This window comes from Candidatus Dactylopiibacterium carminicum (assembly GCF_014736495.1).
GTDB classification, from domain to species: Bacteria; Pseudomonadota; Gammaproteobacteria; order Burkholderiales; family Rhodocyclaceae; genus Uliginosibacterium; species Uliginosibacterium carminicum.
The window spans coordinates 1-22,167 of record NZ_MDUX01000060.1 but is presented as its reverse complement, the minus strand read 5'-3'; the positions used below and the strand labels follow the sequence as shown (position 1 = coordinate 22,167).

At 62.6% G+C, this 22,167-nt stretch carries 25 protein-coding genes; 5 read left to right on the top strand and 20 right to left on the bottom strand.

Annotation, left to right across the window (positions count from 1 at the left end):
- Window positions 1-77: 77 nt before the first annotated feature.
- Window positions 78-722 (bottom strand): endonuclease III, encoded by a 645-nt coding sequence (gene nth, locus BGI27_RS14875; protein WP_095525614.1) that lies wholly within the window; start codon window positions 720-722, stop codon window positions 78-80.
- A 290-nt stretch (window positions 723-1,012) separates the two neighbouring features.
- Window positions 1,013-1,951, bottom strand: a complete 939-nt coding sequence (locus tag BGI27_RS14870) for a LysR family transcriptional regulator (protein WP_095525613.1) — start codon at window positions 1,949-1,951, stop codon at window positions 1,013-1,015.
- Window positions 1,952-2,094: 143 nt separating this feature from the next.
- Here BGI27_RS14870 and BGI27_RS14865 point away from each other — a divergent pair, with 143 nt between their 5' ends.
- The 4 genes from BGI27_RS14865 to BGI27_RS18230 all read left to right on the top strand — a co-directional run bounded on the left by BGI27_RS14865 (window position 2,095) and on the right by BGI27_RS18230 (window position 5,397).
- A complete protein-coding gene (locus tag BGI27_RS14865) occupies window positions 2,095-2,889 on the top strand; it encodes an SDR family NAD(P)-dependent oxidoreductase (protein ID WP_095525612.1) in 795 nt (264 codons plus the stop codon).
- Window positions 2,890-2,964: 75 nt separating this feature from the next.
- Window positions 2,965-3,918 carry an aldo/keto reductase gene (locus BGI27_RS14860; RefSeq protein ID WP_095525611.1) on the top strand — a complete coding sequence of 318 codons (954 nt, stop codon included), beginning with the start codon at window positions 2,965-2,967 and terminating at the stop codon, window positions 3,916-3,918.
- A gap of 87 nt (window positions 3,919-4,005) precedes the next feature.
- Entirely contained in the window at window positions 4,006-4,881 is an 876-nt protein-coding gene (locus tag BGI27_RS18235) for an MFS transporter (RefSeq protein WP_223871828.1), read from the top strand.
- Between the two features lie 6 nt (window positions 4,882-4,887).
- Entirely contained in the window at window positions 4,888-5,397 is a 510-nt protein-coding gene (locus tag BGI27_RS18230; protein ID WP_317984302.1) for an MFS transporter, read from the top strand.
- A 56-nt stretch (window positions 5,398-5,453) separates the two neighbouring features.
- Here the strand turns inward: BGI27_RS18230 and rsxE are convergent, their stop codons facing one another.
- From rsxE to BGI27_RS14765, 18 genes are all read right to left on the bottom strand, one after another.
- Entirely contained in the window at window positions 5,454-6,140 is a 687-nt protein-coding gene (rsxE, locus tag BGI27_RS14850; protein ID WP_095525610.1) for an electron transport complex subunit RsxE, read from the bottom strand.
- Window positions 6,137-6,799, bottom strand: coding sequence for an RnfABCDGE type electron transport complex subunit G (locus BGI27_RS14845; protein ID WP_095525609.1), 663 nt, complete (start codon window positions 6,797-6,799; stop codon window positions 6,137-6,139). Before BGI27_RS14845 ends, rsxE begins: the two co-directional genes overlap by 4 nt.
- Window positions 6,796-7,512 (bottom strand): riboflavin synthase subunit alpha, encoded by a 717-nt coding sequence (locus BGI27_RS14840; RefSeq protein ID WP_095525608.1) that lies wholly within the window; start codon window positions 7,510-7,512, stop codon window positions 6,796-6,798. Before BGI27_RS14840 ends, BGI27_RS14845 begins: the two co-directional genes overlap by 4 nt.
- An 11-nt stretch (window positions 7,513-7,523) precedes the next feature.
- Window positions 7,524-8,486 carry an RnfABCDGE type electron transport complex subunit D gene (locus tag BGI27_RS14835; RefSeq protein WP_095525607.1) on the bottom strand — a complete coding sequence of 321 codons (963 nt, stop codon included), beginning with the start codon at window positions 8,484-8,486 and terminating at the stop codon, window positions 7,524-7,526.
- Between the two features lie 207 nt (window positions 8,487-8,693).
- Window positions 8,694-9,671: a Gfo/Idh/MocA family protein gene (locus BGI27_RS14830; protein WP_170942957.1), complete on the bottom strand. Its 978-nt coding sequence runs from the start codon at window positions 9,669-9,671 to the stop codon at window positions 8,694-8,696.
- An 18-nt stretch (window positions 9,672-9,689) separates the two neighbouring features.
- On the bottom strand, window positions 9,690-11,732 hold the full coding sequence (gene rsxC / locus BGI27_RS14825) for an electron transport complex subunit RsxC (RefSeq protein ID WP_095525606.1): 2,043 nt from the start codon (window positions 11,730-11,732) through the stop codon (window positions 9,690-9,692).
- Window positions 11,729-12,292: an electron transport complex subunit RsxB gene (rsxB, locus tag BGI27_RS14820; protein WP_095525605.1), complete on the bottom strand. Its 564-nt coding sequence runs from the start codon at window positions 12,290-12,292 to the stop codon at window positions 11,729-11,731. The genes rsxC and rsxB overlap by 4 nt, the downstream gene beginning before the upstream one ends.
- Before the next feature lies 1 nt (window position 12,293).
- Complete coding sequence (gene rsxA / locus BGI27_RS14815) at window positions 12,294-12,875, bottom strand: electron transport complex subunit RsxA (protein WP_095525604.1); 582 nt, start codon at window positions 12,873-12,875, stop codon at window positions 12,294-12,296.
- Window positions 12,876-13,035: 160 nt separating this feature from the next.
- Window positions 13,036-14,049 carry a quinone-dependent dihydroorotate dehydrogenase gene (locus BGI27_RS14810; protein ID WP_095525603.1) on the bottom strand — a complete coding sequence of 338 codons (1,014 nt, stop codon included), beginning with the start codon at window positions 14,047-14,049 and terminating at the stop codon, window positions 13,036-13,038.
- Between the two features lie 2 nt (window positions 14,050-14,051).
- Complete coding sequence (locus tag BGI27_RS14805; protein ID WP_095525602.1) at window positions 14,052-14,966, bottom strand: cation diffusion facilitator family transporter; 915 nt, start codon at window positions 14,964-14,966, stop codon at window positions 14,052-14,054.
- A gap of 87 nt (window positions 14,967-15,053) precedes the next feature.
- Window positions 15,054-15,815, bottom strand: coding sequence for a flagellar brake protein (locus tag BGI27_RS14800; RefSeq protein WP_095525601.1), 762 nt, complete (start codon window positions 15,813-15,815; stop codon window positions 15,054-15,056).
- 122 nt (window positions 15,816-15,937) lie between these two features.
- Window positions 15,938-16,264 carry an EscU/YscU/HrcU family type III secretion system export apparatus switch protein gene (locus BGI27_RS14795; protein WP_095525600.1) on the bottom strand — a complete coding sequence of 109 codons (327 nt, stop codon included), beginning with the start codon at window positions 16,262-16,264 and terminating at the stop codon, window positions 15,938-15,940.
- Entirely contained in the window at window positions 16,251-17,456 is a 1,206-nt protein-coding gene (gene fliK, locus BGI27_RS14790) for a flagellar hook-length control protein FliK (protein WP_095525599.1), read from the bottom strand. The genes BGI27_RS14795 and fliK overlap by 14 nt, the downstream gene beginning before the upstream one ends.
- Window positions 17,457-17,614: 158 nt before the next feature.
- A complete protein-coding gene (locus tag BGI27_RS14785; protein WP_223871826.1) occupies window positions 17,615-17,947 on the bottom strand; it encodes a flagellar protein FliT in 333 nt (110 codons plus the stop codon).
- A complete protein-coding gene (fliS, locus tag BGI27_RS14780) occupies window positions 17,944-18,354 on the bottom strand; it encodes a flagellar export chaperone FliS (RefSeq protein ID WP_095525598.1) in 411 nt (136 codons plus the stop codon). Before fliS ends, BGI27_RS14785 begins: the two co-directional genes overlap by 4 nt.
- 21 nt (window positions 18,355-18,375) lie before the next feature.
- A complete protein-coding gene (gene fliD, locus BGI27_RS14775; RefSeq protein ID WP_095525597.1) occupies window positions 18,376-19,764 on the bottom strand; it encodes a flagellar filament capping protein FliD in 1,389 nt (462 codons plus the stop codon).
- Window positions 19,765-19,794: 30 nt separating this feature from the next.
- On the bottom strand, window positions 19,795-19,908 hold the full coding sequence (locus tag BGI27_RS18565) for a flagellar protein FlaG (RefSeq protein ID WP_170942959.1): 114 nt from the start codon (window positions 19,906-19,908) through the stop codon (window positions 19,795-19,797).
- Window positions 19,905-20,207, bottom strand: coding sequence for a flagellar protein FlaG (locus tag BGI27_RS14765; RefSeq protein ID WP_095525595.1), 303 nt, complete (start codon window positions 20,205-20,207; stop codon window positions 19,905-19,907). The genes BGI27_RS18565 and BGI27_RS14765 overlap by 4 nt, the downstream gene beginning before the upstream one ends.
- Before the next feature lie 531 nt (window positions 20,208-20,738).
- On the opposite strand from BGI27_RS14765, the gene BGI27_RS14760 reads away from it, so the two are divergent.
- Window positions 20,739-21,965 (top strand): flagellin, encoded by a 1,227-nt coding sequence (locus tag BGI27_RS14760; protein ID WP_095525594.1) that lies wholly within the window; start codon window positions 20,739-20,741, stop codon window positions 21,963-21,965.
- Window positions 21,966-22,167 lie beyond the last annotated feature (202 nt).

Genomic DNA, 22,167 nt, shown 5'->3' with positions numbered 1-22,167 from the left:
CATTTGGTGTCGGGTGTCGGGTGTCGGGTGTCGGGTGTCGGGTGTCGGGTGTCGGAGCTTGGTGCGCATGGCGCACCCTACGGCAAGGGGATGTCGGTCTTTTCCAGGCTTTGACAGAGATCGCGTACGAGACATTCACTGCATTTCGGTTTGCGTGCGATGCAGGTATAGCGGCCGTGCAGGATCAGCCAATGGTGGGCGTCGACCAGGTATTCGCTCGGCACGCGGCGTATCAGTGCGTCTTCCACGGCGCGTACGTCTTTGCCCGGGGCTAGCCCCATGCGGTTGGATACGCGGAATATGTGTGTGTCGACGGCCATCACAGGTTCGCGCCAGAGTGCGTTGAGTACTACGTTGGCGGTCTTGCGGCCCACGCCGGGCAGGGCTTCGAGCGCTTCGCGCGAGCGTGGAACCTCGCCGGCGTGGCGTTCCAGCAATTGCCAGGAGAGCTGGGCGACGTTCTTGGCCTTGTTGCGATACAGGCCGATGGTCTTGATGTATCCGGCGATGCCGGCCTCCCCCAGCGTGACCATGGCTTCCGGCGTGGGCGCCGCGGGAAACAGCTTGCGCGTGGCGAGATTCACGCCCTTGTCGGTGGCCTGCGCCGAGAGCACGACGGCCACCAGCAACTGGAATGGGGTTTCGTATTCCAGTTCGGTGACCGGATGCAGATTGGCGGCTTGCCAGCGGGCGAAGGCTTCACCGATCTGGGTTTTGGTCATCAGGCGGGGCAAGATCGGGCTCCGTGATTCGTGGCTTGTTTTGAGGGCTCATTATTGCCGGTCGGCGGCAATACTGTTCACTTGGATAATTTTGAGCCTCAGTTCTGACGCGACACCTGCCTTTACCCTCCCCCTGCCGGGGGAGAGGGGGTGGCCCGCAGGGCCGGGAGAGGGCGCGCGGTGCAATCCGTGGGCTTCCTCGTTGATCGTGCCTGCACGTCACCCGGCGGCTACCTTCTTCCCCTCAAGGGAGCAGGAGCAGCTGAGGTCTGGCAGGGCTCTGCGTCGTTTCATGGGCGTGGTGTGCGGGCGCTGTCGCGGCGTGCCTTGTACAGGTTCGACAGATGCGGGCCGAGGTAGTCGAGAAGCGCCCGGATGCGTGGGGCGAGATGACGGCTGTGAGGATAGACGGCATGCAGCGGTGTGGCAGGGATCGGATATCGCGGCAGTATCTGTACCAGACGGCCGCTGGCCAGATCCTCGAAGACATCCCAGATCGATTTGCGTGCGATGCCGTAACCCGCCAGGGCCCAGCCATGTACCACCTCGCCGTCGTTGGCGGCCAGCGTGGCGGTGATGCGCACGGTGACCGGCGCATCGCCTTCGAAGCGCCAGTCCGCCTGGAATTGCTGCCCGATCAGCAGGCAATCGTGGCGGGACAGTTCGCCGGGGTGCGTGGGCGTGCCACGGCGGCGCAGATAGTCCGGCGCGGCACACAGAATGCGATGGTTGGGCGCCAGCGGGCGCGAAATGAATGAGGAGTCCTGCAGAGCGCCGTAGCGGATGGCGACGTCCATGCCGGATTCGATCAGGTCGAGCACCGTGTCGGTCAGTTGCAACTGGATGTTCAGGCCCGGGTGAGCGGTGCAGAAATCCGCCAGCAGTGGAGCGATGTAGCGTCTCCCCAGTTCGACAGGCGCTGTGATGCGCAGGGGCCCCACAATCGCTTCCCGGCTCTGGGAGAGGCGCTGTTCGACGCTGGCCAGCTCGTCGAGGATCTGCAGTGCATGCTGATAGAGGAGCTGACCTTCTTCGGTCAGCGATTGGCGTCGCGTGGTCCGTTGCAGCAGACGTACGCCCAGCAGCGTTTCCAGCTGGCGCAGGCGCCGAATGGCCAGTGGCAGGCTGATGTTCAGTTCGCGCGCGGCGCCTGAAAGGCTGCCATGGGCGACAACCTTGACGAACAGGTGCAGCAGACCGAGGTCGGTGATGAGTGTTTTGTTGTCCAATCCGAAAACAGTTCATTCCTGTGGTGGCCATTTATTTCACCGCAAGACAATCATAAGCTCAAGACCTGTTGTGTCTGCCTGGTGGCCGGCGATGTTTCGTCCCGCGCCGCGCTGAATTCCCCCGATATGAAGGAGCCAACCCCATGAAGATCGATCTTTCCGGCAAGTCTGCCCTGGTGACCGCCTCTACAGGCGGTATCGGTTTCGCCATCGCCCAGGGGCTTGCCGCCAGCGGCGCCCGCGTGATCCTCAACGGGCGCAGTGAAGACAGCCTTGCGCGTGCGTCCGCGAAACTGCTGGCGGCGGTACCGGGGGTGCAACTGCGGGGCGTCGCTGCGGATCTGGGCAGTGATGCAGGCGTGCAGCACCTGCTCGATGCCTTGCCCGAGGTGGACATTCTGGTTAATAACGCGGGCATCTTCGGGCCGCTGGATTTCTTCGAGACCGATGACGCCACCTGGGAACAGTACTGGCAGACCAATGTGATGAGCGGCGTGCGTCTTTCGCGCGCGCTGCTGCCAGGCATGGTGTCGCGGCGCTGGGGGCGCGTGGTGTTCATCTCCTCGGAGTCCGCGCGCAACATTCCGGCGGATATGGTGCACTACGGTGTTTCCAAGACCGCGCAACTGGCGCTTTCGCGCGGCCTTGCCAAGCGGGTGGCCGGCAGCGGCGTGACGGTGAATGCTGTGCTGCCCGGCCCGACGATCTCGGATGGTTTTGCCGAGATGATGAAGGATGAAGTCGCGCGTACCGCCAAACCGCTCGAAGCGCTGGCACGCGAATTCGTGATGACCCATCGGCCCAGTTCGGTAATCCAGCGTGCGGCCAGCGTGGAAGAGGTGGCCAATATGGTGGTTTATGTCTGCTCCACACAGGCGTCGGCGACTTCGGGTGCTGCCCTGCGTGTGGATGGTGGCGTGGTTGACGACATCGTCTGAGAACCTGTTCAGGTTCTGAAGCGCGCAGCGCCGATGGCGGGGCTCCCGCATCCGTTTCTTGTAAAGGACAAACTCATGGAAAAACGTCTTCTGGGCCGTACCGGCCTGGCCATCTCTCCCATCGTCTTCGGTGGCAACGTGTTCGGCTGGACCATCGACGAGAAGTCCAGCTTCGATGTGCTGGATGTCTTCGTGGATCTGGGCTTCGACGCCATCGATACCGCCGATGTCTATTCAGCCTGGGCGCCTGGCAATCGTGGCGGCGAGTCGGAAACCATTATCGGGCGCTGGCTGAAGGCCAGGCCGGGCATGCGCGACAAGGTGAAGATCTTTACCAAGGTCGGTTCGGACATGGGTGTGCCCGGCCACAAAGGGCTGTCGGAAAAATGGATCCTGCAGGCCGTGGAGGATTCGCTCACGCGCCTGGGGATCGATTGTATCGATCTGTACTTCTCCCACTGGCCCGATGCCACGCCCTACGAGGAAACACTGGGGGCCTACGACAAGCTGTTGAAGACGGGGAAGATCCGCAGCATCGGAGCGTCCAATCTCGACGCCACGCAACTGGGCAAGGCGCTGGATGTTTCGAAGCTGCATGGTCTGCCGGCTTATCAGGTGCTGCAGCCGGAATACAACCTGTATGACCGCAGCCGTTTCGATGGCGCATTGCGCGATCTGTGCATCGCGCAGGGAGTCGGCGTGGTCACCTATTACAGCCTTGCCTCCGGTTTTCTCTCCGGCAAGTACCGCTCCACTGAAGATCTGGGGCAGAGCGCGCGTGGCGCGGGCATCGGCAAGTATCTGGATGCGCGCGGCCTGAAGATACTCGCGGCGCTCGATCTTGTGGCTGCCAGACATGAGGCCGCACCGGCCGAAGTGGCGCTCGCCTGGCTGATCGCCCGCAGTGGTGTGAGCGCACCGATTGCCAGCGCCACCCGACGCGCACATGTGGAAAGCTTCGCCCGGGCTGCCGCGTTGCGGCTGGATGCGGAGGATCTTGCCGGTCTGGAACAGGCCAGCGCAGCGTGATGGTGCGCACGGCGCTCCCTGCGCTCAAGGCTGGTCTTTTCTTCGGTGCAGGGTATGCCGTCATGCGTACCGATCTGATTTTTCCCGATGAGCGTTGATCGCCGAAGTGCCACGGCCTTGCTGGTGGCGGCCACTTTCTTCATGGAGAACCTGGGCGCCACCGTCATCGCCACCTCGTTGCCCACGATGGCGCGGGATTTTGGCGCCTTGCCCGCACACTTGTCGGTCGGTGTATCCGCGTATCTGGTCGCGTTGACGGTGTTCATCCCGGTCAGCGGTTGGGCTGCGGACCGCTTCGGCGCACGGCGTGTGTTCGCCACGGCAATCGTGCTGTTCACGTTGGCATCCCTGCTTTGTGCCCTCAGCGAGAGCGTGTCCGGCTTCACCCTGGCGCGTACGCTGCAGGGCATCGGTGGCGCGATGATGGTGCCGGTCGGGCGGCTGGTGGTGCTGCGCGATACGCCGAAGGAGGGCATCGTGCGCGCCATAGCGATCCTGACCTGGCCCGCGCTGGTGGCCCCGATTCTCGGCCCGCCGCTTGGTGGATGGATCAGCACGTACTGGAGCTGGCACTGGATATTCCTGCTGAATCTGCCCCTGGGGATCGTCGCGCTGATGGGCACCTTCGTGTTGGTACGCAATGAGGGCAGCCCGGTAGGGCGTTTCGACGCTACCGGTTTCTTGCTCACCGGCCTGGGCTTTACGCTTTTCATGGTCGGAATCGAGCTGGCAAGCCGTACCGATCTTTCCGCATGGGCGTGGAGCCTGTCACTGATGGCCGGCGTGCTTCTGTTGGGACTCTCCTCGATCCATCTGCGCCGCAGCGAACGGCCCTTGTTTGCCCTGTCGCCCTTGAGGATCGCGACCTTCCGCGTCACTGCGGTGGGCGGGTCGATGTTCCGTACGGCGATCGGCACCGCGCCTTTTTTGTTGCCACTGATGTTCCAGTTGGGATTCGGCTGAAGTGCGGTGCAGGCCGGTTCGCTGCTGTTGTGGCTGTTCGCCGGCAATCTGTGCATGAAACCGGCCACTACCTGGATCATGAATCGCTTCGGCTTCCGGCGTGTCCTGCTGGGCAATGGTCTGTTGGTCGTCGCGGGCTTTGCCGCCTGCGGTCTGCTGACGGCAGAAACCCCTTACACCTGGTTGGCCGTGCTGCTGTTCCTGACGGGCCTGACGCGCTCGATGCAGTTCACCGCGCTCAATACCATCGGTTTTGCCGATGTGCCATCTCCCCAGATGCGTGACGCCACGACCTTGTTTTCCGTGTTGCAGCAGATGAATGCTGGCATGGGGATCGCCTTTGGCGCGTTGGCGCTGGCGATTGCCGGGCAGGCTCGTGGCACCGGGACTGGCTTGGTGGCGGCAGGAGATTTCCGCCTGGCCTTTTGGCTGGTGGCAGGGCTGGCCTTGCTGGCCCTGGTGGATTGTGCGCGGTTGCCGCGAGATGCCGGCCAGCAGGTACTGCGGACGCGTTGATCGGGCGCGTCCGCAGGCGCTGTACGCCGTTATCCCGAAGATCCTGTACAGGGACCTCAGGAATGGTGGTGGGCCGGCACGCCGCCAATCTTTTCTTGCAGCTGTGCGTGTTTTTGGCGGGCTTCGTACCAGTTCTTGGCAGCGATCAGGCATGCCAGCGCGATGAAGGCGCCGGGGGGCAGGATGGCGAAGAGGAAACCGGGATAGTCGGCCGGCAGCACCTGGATGGCCTGGGCTCCGGGGATGATCATTTCGATACCGGCAAAAAGATGGCCTGTGCCGAGCACTTCGCGCGTGCCGCCGAGGATGGCGAGCACCAGCATCAGCCCCACGCCCATGGCTGCGCCGTCCACTGCCGAGGGCAGGGCGGGGTTCTTGGCGGCATAGGCTTCCACACGGGCGAGCACGATGCAGTTGGTGGTGATCAGTGGCACGAAGATGCCCAGCACCAGATAGAGTTCATGCAGCCAGGCGTTCATTGTCAGATCCAGCACGGTGACCAGTGCGGCGATGATGAGGATGAACACCGGGATGCGGATTTCGTAGGGGATGAGGTTGCGCAGCAGCGAAACGGTGGCGTTGGACATCGCCATCACCAGGATGGTGGCGATGGCGAGACTGACGCCGTTGATGAAGCTGGTGGATACCGCCAGGATCGGGCACAGGCCGAGCAATTGGGCCAGCCCGGTGTTCTGCCGCCAGAAACCATTCCAGAAGATGTCGCGATAGTTGTAGCTGCTCATGGCTGCACTCCCTGCCTGAAGAGCCGATCCTGATCGGCCCGCGCGAAGGCTGCGGCGCGGGCTACTGCGTTGGTGACGGCGCGTGCCGAGATGGTGGCACCGGCGCGGTATTCGATCGCACCGCCATCCTTGCGGACTTTCCAGTCGCTGCCGGCCAGCGCGGCGAACTGGCCGATCCAGGGCGCGGTCTTGTTCTTGTCCTTCTTCGGATCGATGTAATCGCCAAGACCCGGTGTTTCACGATGCTCCACGACACGTACGCCACCAAGGCTGCCATCGTGCATCACAGCCAGCACCAGGCGGATCTTGCCGGAGTAGCCATCCGGGGCGACGGCTTCCATCACCAGTGCCACCGGTGCATCGCCCTTGCGTGCGCGCCAGATCGTGGCGCCCTTGGGAAGACCGAGTTCGGGCGCGGTGTCCAGCGTCACGGCATCGCGCAGCAGCGCGTTGTCGTAGCTCACGGGCGGCAGGATGTCGTTGATCAGGCGAAGCTTTTCCTGCTCGGCGCTGGCATCGATGGTGTCGCGCGTAGCGAGATAGGTGCCGGCCATCAGCGCGGTGAACGCCATCGTGAAGGCGAGCATGGTCAGCGCGGTGCGTACCGACAGGCCGAAGGCTGTAGGGGGTGCCAGCGGGGGTAGCGTGGGTTCGCTCATGGCTTGTCTTGCGTGATGGATTTGCCGGGTTGGGGCAAAGCGGTCAGCTGATCCAGGCCTTCGGCACCCAGCAAGGCCTCGAGGCGGGGCAGCAGCGGGCCGAGGCGTTCTTCGAGGTAGCCCCGGATGCTGTCGACGGTGACCTGGGTGGCGCGGTCGATCTCCAGATTCACGTGCTGGCCTACCTGCTTTTCATCGAAGGTGGTGGCACGCAGGGTTTCGGGGATGAACCATACCGAGAAGCTGTGGCTGGCACGGTCCATGTCCGACACGGTGAGGCTGCAGCCATTGACGGCGATGTAGCCCTTGGCGAAGACGTAGCGCGACCATTCCGGGTCGAGCTGGAAACGCATCACCTTGTTGTTCTCCGGGCTGTCGATGGCAGCGATGCGTGCTGTGCAATCGATGTGGCCGGAGAGCGGGTGACCACCGATCTCGGCACCGTCGCGGGCTGCGCGTTCGACATTGATCCGGCTGCCTGCGTCCAGCGTCAGCAAGGTGGTGCGGGCGAGGCTTTCCTGCATCACGTCGAACACGGCCCGGCCCGGGCGGTGCGAGGTGACGGTGAGACAACAACCATCCACGGCCACGCTGGCGCCGATCTCGATGCCGGTGTCGAATCCTTCGGGAAAGGCCAGCTCCAGCATGAGCAGCCCTTGCTTGCGATCGATGGCGATGACCTCGGCCACCCCTTTGACGATGCCTGTAAACATGACTTTCCTTCTCAGACCTTGTTGTCACCCTTGTGACCGAAGACGGGAGGCTGGGTCTTCATGTCGATCAGGGGAACGAGAATGTTCATCAGCAGCGTGGCGAAAGCCACGCCGTCAGGATAGGCGCCGAAGACCCGGATCAGATAGACCAGCAGCGCGGCCGCGGCGGCGTAGATGAGCTTGCCGCGTGGTGTTGTGCTGGCAGAGACCGGGTCGGTGAAGATGAAGAAGGCACCGAGCATGCTGCCGCCCGCAGCCAGATGGAATACCGGTGAGGCGTAACGGGCGCTGTCGGCCAGCCAGAACGCCCCCGAGATTGCCGCCAGGGCAAGGATGAAGCCCACCGGGATGTGCCAGGTGATGATGCGTTGCTGGATCAGCAGCAGACCACCGATCAGGTAGGCCAGCGCGAGCCATTCCCAGCCGCGCCCGGCCAGGCTGCCGAAGACGCTGCCATCGGCGCGTACGCTGGCGACACTGGCGCCGGCCTCACGCAGTCCGGTGCGCAGGGCATCCAGCGGCGTGGCGGAGGTGATCGCGTCCGGCAGCGCCGAGGGCCATTGGCTCATCAGCGCCGGAAAGGCGACCAGCATCACGGCATAGGCCACCATGGCGGGGTTGAAGGTGTTCTGTCCCAGTCCGCCATACAGATGCTTGGCCACCACGACGGCGATGGCCGTGCCGCTCACCACCAGCCACCAGGGGGCTGTGGCGGGAAAGGCCAAGGCGATCAGCCAGGCAGTGACCACCACCGACAGGTCGGTGAGAAACAGGCGCAGCGGCTTGCCGCGTGCCGCCAGCATGGCTGCTTCACAGGCCAGCGCGGTGAGCGTGGCGAGCAGCAGCTGCCCCAGGATGGCGGGGCCGAATTGCCAGACATAGGCGCCGATGGCCGGAACCAGCGCAGCCAGCACCGTGCCCATCACGCGGGTGACGCTGGCGGGTCTGCGGACGTAGGGAGAGTTGTTGAGCATGGTGTCAGCGCGGATGCAGAGGTAATGCCGTCATTCCGGCGAATGCCGGAATCCAGGGCTTTTGTTTCGCCGCCTGGATCCCGGCGTGCGCCGGGATGACGCCCATCGGGAAGGAGGAATGGTGCGCACAGCGCACCCTACGAGGTGGGCGGGTGCGTCGTTGTGCGCCATGCGCACCATTGCCTCTGAGGGTGGACGCTGGCTTTGTCATGTGCGTTGCAGTCTGGCGCGGATCATGTCCAGCACCTCCAGATTGCGGATCGATTCGGCCGGCGTGAGTTGCGGCGAACGGCCTTCGAGCAGGGCGGCGGCGAACTCGCGGACCTGTTCCGTGTAGCGTTCGGTGGCGGCGACCGGGATGGCGCGTGTGCCTTCCGCCGTGGTGAGTGTCAATTCGCCGGCTTCCCCGAGGAAGGGATCGGGCACCAGCAGGCGCCCCTTGGTGCCGACGATTTCGGCGCCCATCTGGCCGAAGGCGTTGAAACCGCAATGCAGCGTGGCGAGCAGGCCATCAGGGTAGCGCAGCAGCACGGACGCATTCACGTCCACGCCATCGATGAATTCGGCCTCGGCATGGACCGATACCGGCAGTGCTCCGCCGGTGATCAGGCCCAGCAGGTTGATCGGGTAGACGCCCACGTCATAGAGCGCGCCGCCGCCCAGGCCGGGCTGCATCTTGATCGTGCCGGGGCGATCCAGGAAGAAGCGGAAGCTGGCGTTCACGTGGCGGACCTCGCCCAGCACACCGGATTCGATCACGCCGCGCAACTGGCGACTGCGGTCGGAATAGCGGTACATGAAGGCTTCCATCAGCACACGACGATTGCGCTGTGCTGCGGCGAACATCTCGCGTGCTTCCTGGGCATCCAGCGCCAGCGGCTTTTCGCACAGCACATGTTTGCCCGCATCCAGCGCGGCAATCGCCCAATGCTTGTGCAGAGAATTGGGCAGCGGGATGTAAATGGCGTCCACGGCGGGGTCGCGCAGCACTTCTTCATAACTCGCACGGGCGGTCAGCTCCGGCACTTGGGCCTGGGCTTCGGCGAGCTTGGCCGGATCCCGCGAGGCCAGCGCATGCACGCGACCATTGCCGGAGGCGAGGATGGCAGGGATTACCTGCAGGCGCGCGATACGGGCATAGCCGAGAATGCCCCAGCGGATCATCTGGTTTTCCACTTGGCTCATTGGGTCTCCTTGTCTGCGTCATTCGCCGCTTTCCGGGCCTGAGCACGGGCCAGGGCCGCATCGATCAGATGCCTGTTTCTCTTCGGGCGAGAGTTCCTTTTTCGCAGGCTTCTCAGTGGCTGTCTGGCCGGCAGCCCTGGCAGCTTTTGCCTTGGCGATGGCGGCCTCTGCTGGAGAGCGCGTGTTGTCCTCAGCCGGGGCTGCTGGCGTATCCGTAGTTGCGGGTGCGGCGGTGACGCTACCTGCGGCTTCGCGGCGTGCCTTGGCTTTGGCGAGCGCTGCGTCTACCAGCGCCTGCTTTTCCTCGGAGGAGAGTTCTTTCTTCGCGGGCTTGGTTTCCGGGGCTGACTCCGGCGAGGGAGAACCTGTATCCGCAACTTCGCGGCGGGCCTTCGCCTTGGCGAGCGCGGCATCGATCAGCGCTTGCTTGTCTTCCGCGCTCATTCCCGCCTGGGTGGTTTTTTCGGCCGGTACGGCATCTATATTGCCTTCGGCCGCTGCTTCCTTCTTTGCCTTGGCGCGGGCCATGGCAGCTTCGATCAGCGCTTTCTTGGCTGCGTCGTCATTGCCGGTGGCAGGCGGTGCGGTATTGCCGGCTGCTGCTGCGGTGCGGCCGGCGGCAGTGCGGGCTGCGAGTTTTTCTGCCTTCTCCCGCTTTTCGCGTTCGATGCGTTCATTACGCGCTTCGAAGCGCTCGCGTGCCTGGTCGGCAGATTCCTTTTGCCGTTCGCGATCCCAGATCTCTGTCTTGGAGAAACGGTAGTAATCGACGAGCGGGATGTGCGAAGGGCAGACGTAGGCACAGCAGCCGCATTCGATGCAGTCGAAGAGGTGGTACTCCTGCACCTTGCCGAAGTTCTTGGCGCGCGAGTGCCAGTACATCTCGAAGGGTTGCAGATCGGTGGGGCAGGCTCGCGCGCATTCGCCGCAGCGGATGCAGGGCATTTCGGGTGGCGGCGGCGGGAATAGCGCGGGGCTGCCGGCGATGATGCAGTTGGTGGCTTTCACCACGGGGACGTCCAGCGCAGGCATGCGCAGCCCCATCATCGGGCCCCCCATGATCAGGCTGTCGGTATCGGGGCCGAGGCCTGCCTGGCGTGTCACGAAATCCATCGGCGTGCCCAGGCGGATTTCGTAGTTGCGCGGGTTGGCGACGTTGCCCGCCACGGTCAGCACGCGCGTGGTGAGCGGCCGGCCGTAGTCCAACGCTTCATGGATGGCGCGCGCGGTGGCGACGTTGAAGCATTGCACGCCGAAGTCTGTGGAGCGCTGGCCGTGCGGTACTTCGATGCCGGTGAGCACGCGGATCAGCTGCTTGGCACCACCCGCGGGATAACGCGTGGGTACGGGCACGATCTGGATGGCATCGTCATTCAGTGCCGCGCATGCGGTCTGCATGGCGGCGATGGCTTCTGGTTTGTTGTCCTCGATACCAACCAGGGCCTCGGCGGCACCCAGCAACTGGCGCATGATCAGCACGCCAGCGAGGATCTCGCTGGCGTATCCGCGCATCAGCATGTCGTCACAGGTGATGAAGGGCTCGCATTCCGCACCGTTGATGACGAGGGTCTTCATCGCCGTCTGCCTGCCGGCGACGAGCTTCATGTGGCTGGGGAATACCGCGCCGCCCATGCCGACGATGCCCGCATCGCGCAGGTATTCGCGTACGGCTTCGCCGGGCATGTTGCGCCAGTCTGGTGGTGTGAGGTCCGCCCATTCATCGCGGCCATCCGGCGCAATGACCACGCTGAGCATGGCCAGGCCGGAGGTATGGGCCATGGTGCGTGGTTCGATGGCAACGACGGTGCCCGAGGTGGAGGCATGCACGGCGGAGGAGAAATAGCCGTCCGCCGCGCCGATGCGCTCCCCGCGCCGGACGTGCTGGCCGATTTTTACCGTGGGGCGCGGCGTGCCGCCCACGCTTTGATGCAGTGGCAGCACGAGGGCGGGAGGCAGCGGAATGTCCTTGACCGGCACGATGGGCGAGCGGGTGGATTCGGCCTTGTGCGTGGCAGGCTTCACGCCGCCATTGAAAGAGAAGAGTTTGCGCAGGGCATTCATGCGGCGCGTCCCCCCTGCGGCTGGAGCTGGAAGACGGGATAGCGCCATTTCCAGGTGTCTACGGTCTCGGTCACGGGTTCCATGCTGATGCAGTCGACGGGGCAGGGTGCCACGCACAGTTCGCAACCGGTACACAGGCCGCTGATGATGGTATGCATCTGTTTTGCCGCGCCCGCGATGGCATCCACCGGGCAGGCCTGCAGGCATAGCGTGCAGCCGATGCAAGATTCCTCGTGGATGAAGGCGACGGCCTTGGGCTTTTCGGTGCCGTTCTCGGCATTCAGCGGTTTGTATTCACGCCCGAGCAGGTCGGCCAGTTTGCGGATGCCGTCGTCGCCTCCCGGCGGGCACTGGTTGATGTCCGCCTCGCCATTGGCGATGGCCGTGGCATAGGGCTTGCAGCCGGGGAAACCGCATTGGCCGCATTGGGTCTGCGGCAGGATGGCGTCGATCTTTTCGACCAGTGGGTCGCCCTCGACCTTGAATTTGAGGGCGGCAAAACCCAGCACCGCACCGATGAGGATGGCGAGCCCCGCCATCACGATGAGAGCAGACAGCATGTCAGTACTTGTCCAATCCGGCGAAGCCCATGAAGGCGAGGCTCATGAGTCCGGCGGTGACCAGGGCGATCGGGGTCCCCTTGAAGGGTGTGGGGACGTCTGCGCCTTCCAGGCGTTCGCGCACGCCGGCGAAGAGCACCAGTGCGAGACTGAAACCGGCAGCGCCGCCGAAGCCGAAGAGCAGGGCCTCCATGAAATTGTGCTGATAGGCCACGGAGAGCAGTGGAATGCCGAGCACAGCGCAATTGGTGGTGATCAGCGGTAGGTAGATGCCCAGCACCTGTTGCAGTTCGGGGCTCGTCTTCTGGATCACCAGTTCGGTGAATTGCACGATGGCCGCGATCACCACGATGAAAGCGAGGATGCGCAGATAGCCCAAATCCCAGGGCACGAGCAGGTAATGCTCGATCAGGTAGCTGGAGCCACAGGCCAGCGTGAAGACGAAGGTGGTGGCTGCTCCCATGCCTATGGCGGTTTCCAGCTTCTTGGAAACGCCAAGGAAGGGGCACAGGCCCAGGATGCGCACGAAAACGACGTTATTGACGAGAACGGCGCCGATGATCAGGAAGATGTAGTGAGTCATGACGGCTTTGGCGGTGGCTGGCGCGGATTATCCTTTGCGCGGCTTCGATTCCCAAGCATAGGACCGTTATACGGGTATGCGAAGGTGGCATAAGGCCATGTTCACTGTCGGGTTTCTGGGGCTGGTATGCGGGGTTGGCCGCTTTTGCCGCGGCAGCTGTTCAGTGAGGGAGGCGGGTAGCCCGTACGCATTCGGCCACCAGGCCCGGGCCGCGATAGATGAAGCCGGTATAGAGCTGGACCAGGCTCGCGCCGGCCTCGATCTTTTCGCGTGCGTCCTCTCCGCTCATTACGCCACCCGCGCCGATGACGGGCAGCTCGCCACCGAGTTTTTCCGCCAGCATGCGTACGATGGCGGTGGAGCGCTGGCGTAGCGGCGCGCCGGACAGGCCACCGGTTTCCGTGGCGTGGCGTTCGCCGGCCACCGCTTCACGCGCGAGTGTGGTGTTGGTGGCGATCACGCCGTCGATGCGGTGGCGACGCAAGGCATCGGCAATGTTGGTGAGCTGGGCGTCATCCACGTCTGGCGCAATCTTCAGTGCGAGCGGCACATAGTGGCCATGCTGGTCGGCCAGTTCGGTCTGGCGGCGTTTTAGCGCGGCAAGCAGCCCGTCGAGTTCCGATTCCCCCTGCAATTGGCGCAGATTCCTGGTGTTGGGCGAGGAGATGTTGGCCGCGATATAGCTGGCGAAGGGATAGACCTTCTCCAGGCAGGCGAGGTAATCGTCGACGGCGCGTTCCAGCGGCGTGTCGGCATTCTTGCCGATGGAAACGCCCAGCACGGCCTTGTGGCGGGCTTTCTTGGCCAGTGCGACGAGATTGTCCACGCCAAGATTGTTGAAGCCCATGCGGTTGATGATGGCTTCGCTTTCCTTGAGCCGGAACATGCGCGGTCTGGGGTTGCCCGGTTGCGGCCGGGGGGTGACGGTGCCGATCTCGATGTGGCCGAAGCCGAAGGAATCCAGCGCCTCGATGATTTCGCCGTTCTTGTCCAGCCCGGCAGCCAGACCGATGCGGTTCGGAAAGCGCAGCCCCATGATCTCCGCGGGATCATCCAGCCGGCAACCGGGGCAGGGAATCCAGCCTGCAAGGTTGCGCATGCCCCAGATCGCCAGATCGTGGGCTTTTTCCGGGTCCAGCGAAAACAGCAGGGGGCGGGCCAGGGCGTAGAGCATGTTCAATCCTCTGCAAGGTGTCGGGCCGCGGTGGTGCGCGGCTCAAGATGGGTGGTGGCCTGTGTGCCGTGTACTTCACCGGCAATGCGCGATTCGATCTCGTCGAGCAGGTCATGCGCGTTGGCCACGCTCCAGTCGCCAGGCACCAGGATATTGACGTGGGCGAAACGACGGGTGCCAGCACGGCGTGTGCGCAGCTGGGTCCAGCTCACGCCCCCGGGCGCGTAGCTACCAAGGATCTGTTCGATGAGGGCGATGTCTTCATCCGCCAGTGCTTGATCCATCAGCCCGTTGAAGGCTCCGTACATGAGGCGCCAGCCCTCGGTGAGGATGTGCAGTGCAACCAGGATGGCGAGCAAGGCGTCCAGCCATAGCCAGCCGGTGAGCATGTATGCCAGCAGGCCGGCAAGCACTCCGATGGAAGTCCACACATCGGTCATCAGATGGGCCGCATCGGCCTCCAGCACCACGGAGTGCAGGCGCTGGGCCGCTTTGGCGAGGATGCGGGAGACGATGAAATTCAGCAGCGTACTGGCCACCGAGAACCACAGACCGATGCCCAGGCTTTCCAGCGGTTCGGGTGAGAACAGCCGGGGTACCGCTGCCCACAGGATGGCGCCTGCTGCCATGAAGATCAACGTGCCTTCAAAGCCGCTGGAGAAATATTCCGCCTTGTTGTGGCCCCAGGGGTGCTCTTCGTCAGGCGGCGTGGCCGCGAGGCTCAGCATGCTCAGCGCGAAGAGCGCGCCGACGAGGTTGACGAAGGATTCCAGCGCATCGGAGAGCAGGCCGACAGAGCCAGAAAACCACCAGGCCAGGAACTTCAGCGTAATCGTTGCGATTGCCGCGACCACCGACAGGCGGATGTAGGGCAGGGCCTGTGCTGGAGACGGAATTTCGGCGCGGCTGCTGGGCATGGCGAAGCGGAGGCATGGCCGGAGGGGAACCGGATTGTCCTGCGATGTGCGGCAAAAAGCCAGCCGATGGTCCGGGGTTGCGCCGGGTCAGTCTTCGCGCAGCTTGCGGTCGCGTTCGGACTGCAGGATGTAGCGCTGGATGGCGTTGGCGGCCGAGGGCGGGAGATCGACGAACTGGCAACCTACCCGGACGCCCTGCGAGCCATCTGCGTTGGTGAGCCGGAAGACGTTGCATACGCGGATGGTCACGGTGGTCGTGGGGATGCCGGGCAAGGTGAGCCGGCAGTCGGCGAGGACGGCTTCCGGCTGGAGGAAATCGCTGTTGGCCGGCCCCAGTATGCCGATACCGCCACCGGAGATATCTGTGACGCGCAACGTCGTCTGGCGTCCGTCAGGCAGCGGAATGGTGCACTCAAGCTTGTCGTAGGCCGGGGCCGTCAGGCGATAGTATTCGCGCCGCTGCAGGCGCAGCAGGCTTTGCGGCAGAGGTGCGCGGAAGGCTGGCAAACCTTCGAAGCTGCTCATCTGCAGGTCTTCCACCTCGAACTGGATCCTGACCTTGTCGAGCTGTGTTGCGCAGTGCAGGGCGCCCAGTCGCAGGATCCGATCGTTCAGTGCCTGATCCGGGCTGACGTCGATATAGAGGGTGTCGTTTTCCGTACTCAGTTCCACCACGCAGGTCGCGATGAAATCATTCCCGTCGCCGTAATAGGCCGTGAGCATGGCACGCCGCGCGGCAAGCTGCTTGAGCACAAAGCGGATTTCGCGCACATCGTTGAGTGCATATCGTGAAAGCTCGCCAGGGTGCAGGAGCTCGATGCGGTTGGCAGCAGGCGCTGATGGAGACATGGTGGGGTCGGAAGGGTCGGGATCGAAGCCTTTTCAGGATCTTACTGCGGGTGGCAGAGGGGCGGAATCCCTGATCGCGCATCGTTCTTGTCGGCGGCATGCCGGATGCTGGAGACCGGGAATCAAGCGTCCGTCGGCGTGGGGCGAACTATAGCATCGGGCCTTGGGATCGGTGCTTCAGACCCTTGTTCAAGCTGATAGACCCAGGCCAGCAATTCGGCGACGGCGATGAACAGTTTGGGCGGGATGGATTCGTCCAAGTCTACTTCCATCAGCAGGGCGACGAGTTCCTTCGACTCGTGTACGTAGACTCCGGCATCTCGTGCACGCTCGATGATCTGGGCTGCGATCAGACCATTACCCTTGGCGACGACGCGGGGAGAAGTGTCGCCCTCCTGGTAGGCCAGAGCGACGGCACTGGCGCGCGGATTCGGGTCAGGCTCGTGCATCGTTACCGACCTGCAGCTTCAATACGGTGATGCCTGCGGCTTCAAGTGCATCCTTCAGGGCTGTGGCCGCAGTGCGCATGCTGGTAACGGAAGCGTCTTCGGTACCCGTGATTTCCAGGCTCAGGCCCTGGGCGCTCAGGACAAGATCCGCATTCACGTCGCCGAGGTGCGGCAGTTGCAGGCGGACGGTGCTGCGCCACGCGTGGCTGGCTTCGACCTCTTCTTCTTGGGCTCCGTGGCCATCGCGATCGGGATGGTTGATCTCCCATTGCATCGAAGCGCCTGGCCAGACTTGCCCCATCCAGCTCATCTGGTGCGAGGAAAGCACTTCCAGCTGCTGATGCACCAGTGGCATCAGGGTATCGGCGATACGCGCACCACCGGGAGCCCGTGCCGCTTCGGTCGAAGCGGTGCGTGCAGTGGCCATTTCTGCCGATTCCGCTTCGGCGTTTTCACCCAGTGCGGGAACGGGAGGCAGGTTTGTCTGATTGTTGAGGCGCGAAGCGGTTGTATTGGTGCTGCTGGCAGCGCTTTCGGGTGTGGCCTGGGGGTTGGACTGTGCGGGAGTCTGAGCCTGAGGCGTGGTTGAGCGATTGGCCGCTTGGGGCGAGAGCTGCGCCTGAGGTTCCTGCATCAGGCTGCCCAACGGTAGTTTGCCGTCGGTCCATTGACGCAGATGCGATTCGTAGAACAACCCGCTCTGGTTGACGACCTGTCGCAGGACTTGGGCAATTTCGCCGGCGGGTACGGTACCGCCGGCTGGCAGCAGGCTGGGCGTACGCGCCAGTGGCAATGGCTGAGGCTCACCAAAACGGCCGGTGAGCAATTGACTGATGATCTGCCCGGTCTGGCTCAGCGCAGGACGCGCACCGCTGGTATCGGCCGGCTGTGCCGGGTTGGCCGTGCCGGATTGCTGGCGGGCAAATACGGTGTCACCGCGTTGCCCTGTGACCACCAGTTCAAGGGTGTCACCGCTCTTGGCGGATTCGGGCAAGGCCAAGGTCAGAAGTCGGCCCGCCACGAGCGCCTGGAACGTACCGTTGGGCAGTGGGTTCTGGATCTGAGCGATGATGCGCTGGCCGGCCTCGAAGCGCGGCAGATCCTCTGGAAGCGGATTGCTGGGCAGCAGTTGCTGGACATTGGTGTTGTCCAGCAAGAGACGGACGCGGCTCGCAAGGTCGAAAGGAATCATGGCCGCTCTCGCGTTGAGCCGGAACCTGCCGGCATCGTGGTCTTCCCAGGCAGCCCGGGTTGCCCGATCAAGTCATGCACAGGCATGTGTCAGCAGAGAAACATGCCTGTACCCGTGCGCTCTCCTTTCGTGATGTCGTTCCGCCGGAGAGTCGATAGTTAACGAGGCCCCATCCCGTACGCCTGGTTGATGGCCCTTTTCCGTGCGCCGCCGGAGAGCAGGTGCTTCACATCTTCCATCCACGGCATTGCATAAGCCCTGATCTCGCGATCATCGGCAAGGATCTTGCGGATCAGTGCGAGCTTGCGCTGACGCGTGGATTCGTCCAGTGCCACGGCGAGCGCGGGAGGATCCTCGTGTACAAGATGATCGCGTAGTGAAGCCACTTCATGCTCCAGGGCGCACAGTCCGTCCCAGTCATTGGCACGGGCCGCTTCCAGCATCTGACCCGAGAGATCGCTCATCGTTTCATACAGTGCCAATGTGCTCATGCTTCCTGCTCCTGTGTTTGTACCGCATCACCAATCTGGCTCCAGGCGTCACGCAGATCGCGTAGCAGGCCTGCTACCTCCGTCAGGGGGACGTCGGTATTGAAGGCATTGGCATAGATCAGGCGGTTGATCATGTAGTCGTACAACGCGTCGAGCCGCTGGGCCAGTTCGCCACCGGCGTTGGTGTCCAGGCTTGCCTTGAGGCCCATGGAAATGATTTCGATGGCCTTGCCGATATGTTTGATCTTGGCCTGGACATCTTTGCTCTCCAGCGCGACGGCTCCAGAGTTGATGGCCATCAGGGCGCCATCGAAAAGCATCAGGATCAGGCGATGCGGATCGGCAGTGGCAACGTTGGTCTGAACCCCGATACGGGCGTAGGCTGCAGCGGATTGTCTTGCAAACATGTGTTCTTCCCGTCCGGATGATTACTTGGACTTGTAGAAGCTCGAGAGCGCTTCTATCTGCTGTGTCAGGTAAGTACTGGTGGTATTCAGGCTCGCAAGCGTCGACTCGAGTGTGGTGAATTGCGCGCGATAACGCGCTTCCACGGCATCCATGCGTGTATTGAGCGCATCAATGCGGTCGTCGATGTCATTGCTGGAGTCGGTCAGGCCGGTTGTGCGCGAGGTGAACATGCCAGTCGTGCTCAGCATTCCCGTGACGCGCGTATTGATTGCGCTGGCTATGCCAGTCGCATTGGAGTCCTTCACGAACAGTCGTGCAACATCGATATCCGGATCTTTCAGGGCTTCCTGGAACTTGGAGGTATCCATGCTCAGGGTGCCATCTTTCTGCATGGTGATACCGGCCTGCGACAGGAACTGTGCCCCATCTCCGGAAACCATGCCGGTGACGATGCTGCGCAGGCTCTGGATCGTGCGGACGGTGGCATCGCCATTCAATGCCCCTGCCGCCTTGGTCGTCGGATCGTATGCAGTTTCCGTACCGATGACGGATTGCAGATTGTTGTAGGCATCGACGAACGCTTTCACCTTGGTGGTGATCGAGTCCGTGTCCGTTTTGATCGTGAGGGTCGTCGGACTGTCGGTATTTGTTTTGGTCAGGTTGAGCGTGACGCCACTGAGCAAGTCGGCCACCGTGTTGGTGCTGCGTGTGATGCTGACACCGTCGAGCTTGAAGAGAGCGTCCTTGGCTGCGGATGTCGCGCTGCTGTCAATGATGGAATCGGTGGTGGACGCAGCCTCGCCATTGACCGTACCGTAGTCCAGCCCCAGGCCACGGACGGCAACCGCATTGGCCGTGCCGGTTTCCTTGGATGTGATGACTAGGCGGGTGCCCGTACCGTCATTGAGCAGGCTGGCGTTGACGCTGGCACCGGAAGCGTTGATGGCGTCGCGGACGCCGGCCAGGGTGTTATTGCCCTTGGCGGCACTGACCTCGATGGATATTGCCTTGCCGTCAGTACCGTATAGCTTGAGGGTACCGTCCGCAAACTTGAAGCTGCTGCTCTGGGATTGGCTGACCAGTTTCTGCTGGCTGGCCAGTTGCTGCACTTCGAGCGAATAGCTGCCGGCCTTGGCTGCCGAAGACGCGGAGGCGGACGCGATGCTGCTGTCGGCAAGGCTTGCCGAATAGGCGGCAAATTCTGTACGGGAGTCGATGGCAGCAGCTGCCGCCTGAAACTCGGACAGCGCGCTCTTGATCAAGCCCATGGAAGACAGCTTGGTCGTGATCACCTCTTTCTTGGATTCAAGCAGAGTGACCGGCCGCTTCTCGATTGCCATCAGCTTTGTGATGGTGTCCTCAATATCAATACCTGAGGCCAAACCTACCGATGATGTAATGCCTGCCATGACTGAGTCCTCTTGTGCCAGGGGCCGCGTTCAGACTTCCTGCTTGAGCAGGAGCCCGCGCATGTCACTGATCGTCTTGGTGATTGCCAGCAACTCTTCGCTGGGCATCTGACGGATGACCTTCTTGGTGCTGGGGTCAATCACCTTGACGATGCTGCGGCCGTGCTGCGGCCGGTTTCTTCGTCGACAGAGAACTGCAGATTTCGTGCCACCGGCGGCAGGGAGTTCTGAACTTCCTGCATGGCCCGCTCCACTTCTGCGCGGCTGGGCTGTGGCGTTACTGCATTCTCTGCGGTCTGTTCCTGACGGACCACATTGAGCGTTTCCAGCTCAGGCGATACGACGCCTCTGGCTGTGGTATCGGACGCGCGTGTCTGTTGGGTATCGACGCCACGGCTGCCTGTTGCCACGTTTGGCACTGTAGGAATGGGTTGCATGGCCATGATTTCAGCCTCCTTCTATGGCACGGCTGCCCGCTGCGCCTCCGTATCCGGGGGCACGAAGCATGAAGGTGTATGCCCACGACGAATCGTGTGCCACACCTGGATTCCTGCCGGAATCCTTGTCAACCAAGCGTTTCTCCATGCCGGTCTGTCGTTGAATGTTGGGGTTCAAGAACGTTCCGGTCTTGTGTATCGGGGTTTACGGCGTGTCACAAAGCTTCAACAGGGTTAGCTGAGCTGCAAGGTCTGTGTGGCGGCCAGGCGGCAGCCGAGCGGCAGGGTTTGCCGTCATGAGCGGAGTTTGCCGGCAGGATTGCGGCAAGAGTTTCCTCGGTCTGCACCATCTCCATGAGCATATGAATCGGCTGAAAACCTCTTGAACAGGGCATTTCAGAAAACTGGCACACCCTGTGCACGAACGGGGCAAGTCGATCCGCCAGCGCGGATTGGCGGGAGATGGCCGGCAAGGCCCGGAGTCGGGCGACAGATGATTCGGCGCATATCCAGCAAACAACCTTTGGAGAGACGATCATGGCCTTGACCATCAACACCAACATTGCGTCGCTGAACGCCCAGCGTAATCTGGCGACCTCGCAAGGGTCGCTCGCCACCTCCCTGCAGCGCCTGTCTTCCGGCCTGCGCATCAACAGTGCCAAGGATGATGCTGCCGGTCTGGCAATCTCCGAGCGCATGACTACCCAGATTCGTGGCCTGACGCAGGCGGCGCGCAATGCCAATGACGGCATTTCGCTGGCGCAGACAGCAGAAGGCGCACTGGTTGAAATCGGCAATAACCTGCAGCGCATCCGCGAACTGGCGGTGCAATCAGCCAATGCCACCAATTCGGAGTCGGACCGTGCCGCGCTCAATGCTGAAGTGCAGCAGCTGATTTCTGAAATTGATCGTGTGGCCAACCAGACGACCTTCAACGGAACAAAATTGCTGGATGGTTCGTTCAAGGGCGCACTGTTCCAGGTAGGGGCTGACGCGGGCCAGACCATCAGCATTGACTCCGTGGTTGACGCCAATGTCGACGTACTGGGGCGTTCGTTCTTCGCCACGCCCTTGACCGGCGCTGCGGTGTCGACCCTTGCCCCGACAACCGGGGCCGGAACTCTGTCTGGGTTGCAGATCAGTGTTGATGCAGACGGCGATGCGACAACTACCGGAGATGTGACGATCTTCAGCATTCCTGCAGTTACGTACGAGAACGGGGCTACTGCTGTCGATATCGGCGTCTCGGTGGGTAATGCCATCAACTCCAAGATGGACGTCACCGGGGTGTATGCGGAAGTGGACAAGGGCACCGGGGCGCTTACCCTGCATTCAGTCAAGGCTGGGCAAACCTTCTCGATCGGAGTCTCCACCGGAACCACCAACACTTTGGCGGAATATGGCTTGGGAGGAGGTACTGGAGGCGGGGCCCTGGAAACCGACCCTGTATATGCCAAGGATCTGGACATCACCACATTCGTCGGTGCCCAGAAGGCACTCGAGATCGTGGATAAGGGCCTGACCGCCGTGAATTCGGCCCGGGCGGACATGGGTGCCATTCAGAACCGGTTCGCATCCACGATCACGAACCTGCAGACCACCAATGAAAACCTCTCTGCGTCACGAGGTCGCATCCTTGATGCCGATTTTGCTGCAGAAACCGCCAACCTCAGCCGTACCCAGATCCTGCAACAAGCGGGTACGGCAATGTTGGCCCAGGCCAATGCTCTGCCGCAGCAGATGCTGCAACTGCTGCAGGGCTGATCCGGCTCACTTGCCTATCAGAGAAGTGGGAAACGCCAAGGCCGCCTGCAGTTGCTGCAGGCGGCTTTCTTTTAGCGGCGTCCCGCTTTTTTTGCGAGCTCTGTCGTCAACTTCTTGATCATCTGATCCCTGCGCGTAAGCTCGTTATGAATCGCCCCGGGTTTCCTAGACAGCCCCGAGCTTCATGAAATACTGTTTTTCA

Coding starts and splice junctions, on each gene's coding strand:
- nth (WP_095525614.1), bottom strand. CDS start 722: ATGACCAAAACCCAGATCGGTGAAGCCTTCGCCCGCTGGCAAGCCGCC.
- BGI27_RS14865 (WP_095525612.1), top strand. CDS start 2,095: ATGAAGATCGATCTTTCCGGCAAGTCTGCCCTGGTGACCGCCTCTACA.
- BGI27_RS14860 (WP_095525611.1), top strand. CDS start 2,965: ATGGAAAAACGTCTTCTGGGCCGTACCGGCCTGGCCATCTCTCCCATC.
- BGI27_RS18235 (WP_223871828.1), top strand. CDS start 4,006: ATGAGCGTTGATCGCCGAAGTGCCACGGCCTTGCTGGTGGCGGCCACT.
- rsxE (WP_095525610.1), bottom strand. CDS start 6,140: ATGAGCAGCTACAACTATCGCGACATCTTCTGGAATGGTTTCTGGCGG.
- BGI27_RS14845 (WP_095525609.1), bottom strand. CDS start 6,799: ATGAGCGAACCCACGCTACCCCCGCTGGCACCCCCTACAGCCTTCGGC.
- BGI27_RS14840 (WP_095525608.1), bottom strand. CDS start 7,512: ATGTTTACAGGCATCGTCAAAGGGGTGGCCGAGGTCATCGCCATCGAT.
- BGI27_RS14835 (WP_095525607.1), bottom strand. CDS start 8,486: ATGCTCAACAACTCTCCCTACGTCCGCAGACCCGCCAGCGTCACCCGC.
- BGI27_RS14830 (WP_170942957.1), bottom strand. CDS start 9,671: ATGAGCCAAGTGGAAAACCAGATGATCCGCTGGGGCATTCTCGGCTAT.
- rsxC (WP_095525606.1), bottom strand. CDS start 11,732: ATGAATGCCCTGCGCAAACTCTTCTCTTTCAATGGCGGCGTGAAGCCT.
- rsxB (WP_095525605.1), bottom strand. CDS start 12,292: ATGCTGTCTGCTCTCATCGTGATGGCGGGGCTCGCCATCCTCATCGGT.
- rsxA (WP_095525604.1), bottom strand. CDS start 12,875: ATGACTCACTACATCTTCCTGATCATCGGCGCCGTTCTCGTCAATAAC.
- BGI27_RS14810 (WP_095525603.1), bottom strand. CDS start 14,049: ATGCTCTACGCCCTGGCCCGCCCCCTGCTGTTTTCGCTGGACCCGGAA.
- BGI27_RS14805 (WP_095525602.1), bottom strand. CDS start 14,966: ATGCCCAGCAGCCGCGCCGAAATTCCGTCTCCAGCACAGGCCCTGCCC.
- BGI27_RS14800 (WP_095525601.1), bottom strand. CDS start 15,815: ATGTCTCCATCAGCGCCTGCTGCCAACCGCATCGAGCTCCTGCACCCT.
- BGI27_RS14795 (WP_095525600.1), bottom strand. CDS start 16,264: ATGCACGAGCCTGACCCGAATCCGCGCGCCAGTGCCGTCGCTCTGGCC.
- fliK (WP_095525599.1), bottom strand. CDS start 17,456: ATGATTCCTTTCGACCTTGCGAGCCGCGTCCGTCTCTTGCTGGACAAC.
- BGI27_RS14785 (WP_223871826.1), bottom strand. CDS start 17,947: ATGAGCACATTGGCACTGTATGAAACGATGAGCGATCTCTCGGGTCAG.
- fliS (WP_095525598.1), bottom strand. CDS start 18,354: ATGTTTGCAAGACAATCCGCTGCAGCCTACGCCCGTATCGGGGTTCAG.
- fliD (WP_095525597.1), bottom strand. CDS start 19,764: ATGGCAGGCATTACATCATCGGTAGGTTTGGCCTCAGGTATTGATATT.
- BGI27_RS14765 (WP_095525595.1), bottom strand. CDS start 20,207: ATGGCCATGCAACCCATTCCTACAGTGCCAAACGTGGCAACAGGCAGC.
- BGI27_RS14760 (WP_095525594.1), top strand. CDS start 20,739: ATGGCCTTGACCATCAACACCAACATTGCGTCGCTGAACGCCCAGCGT.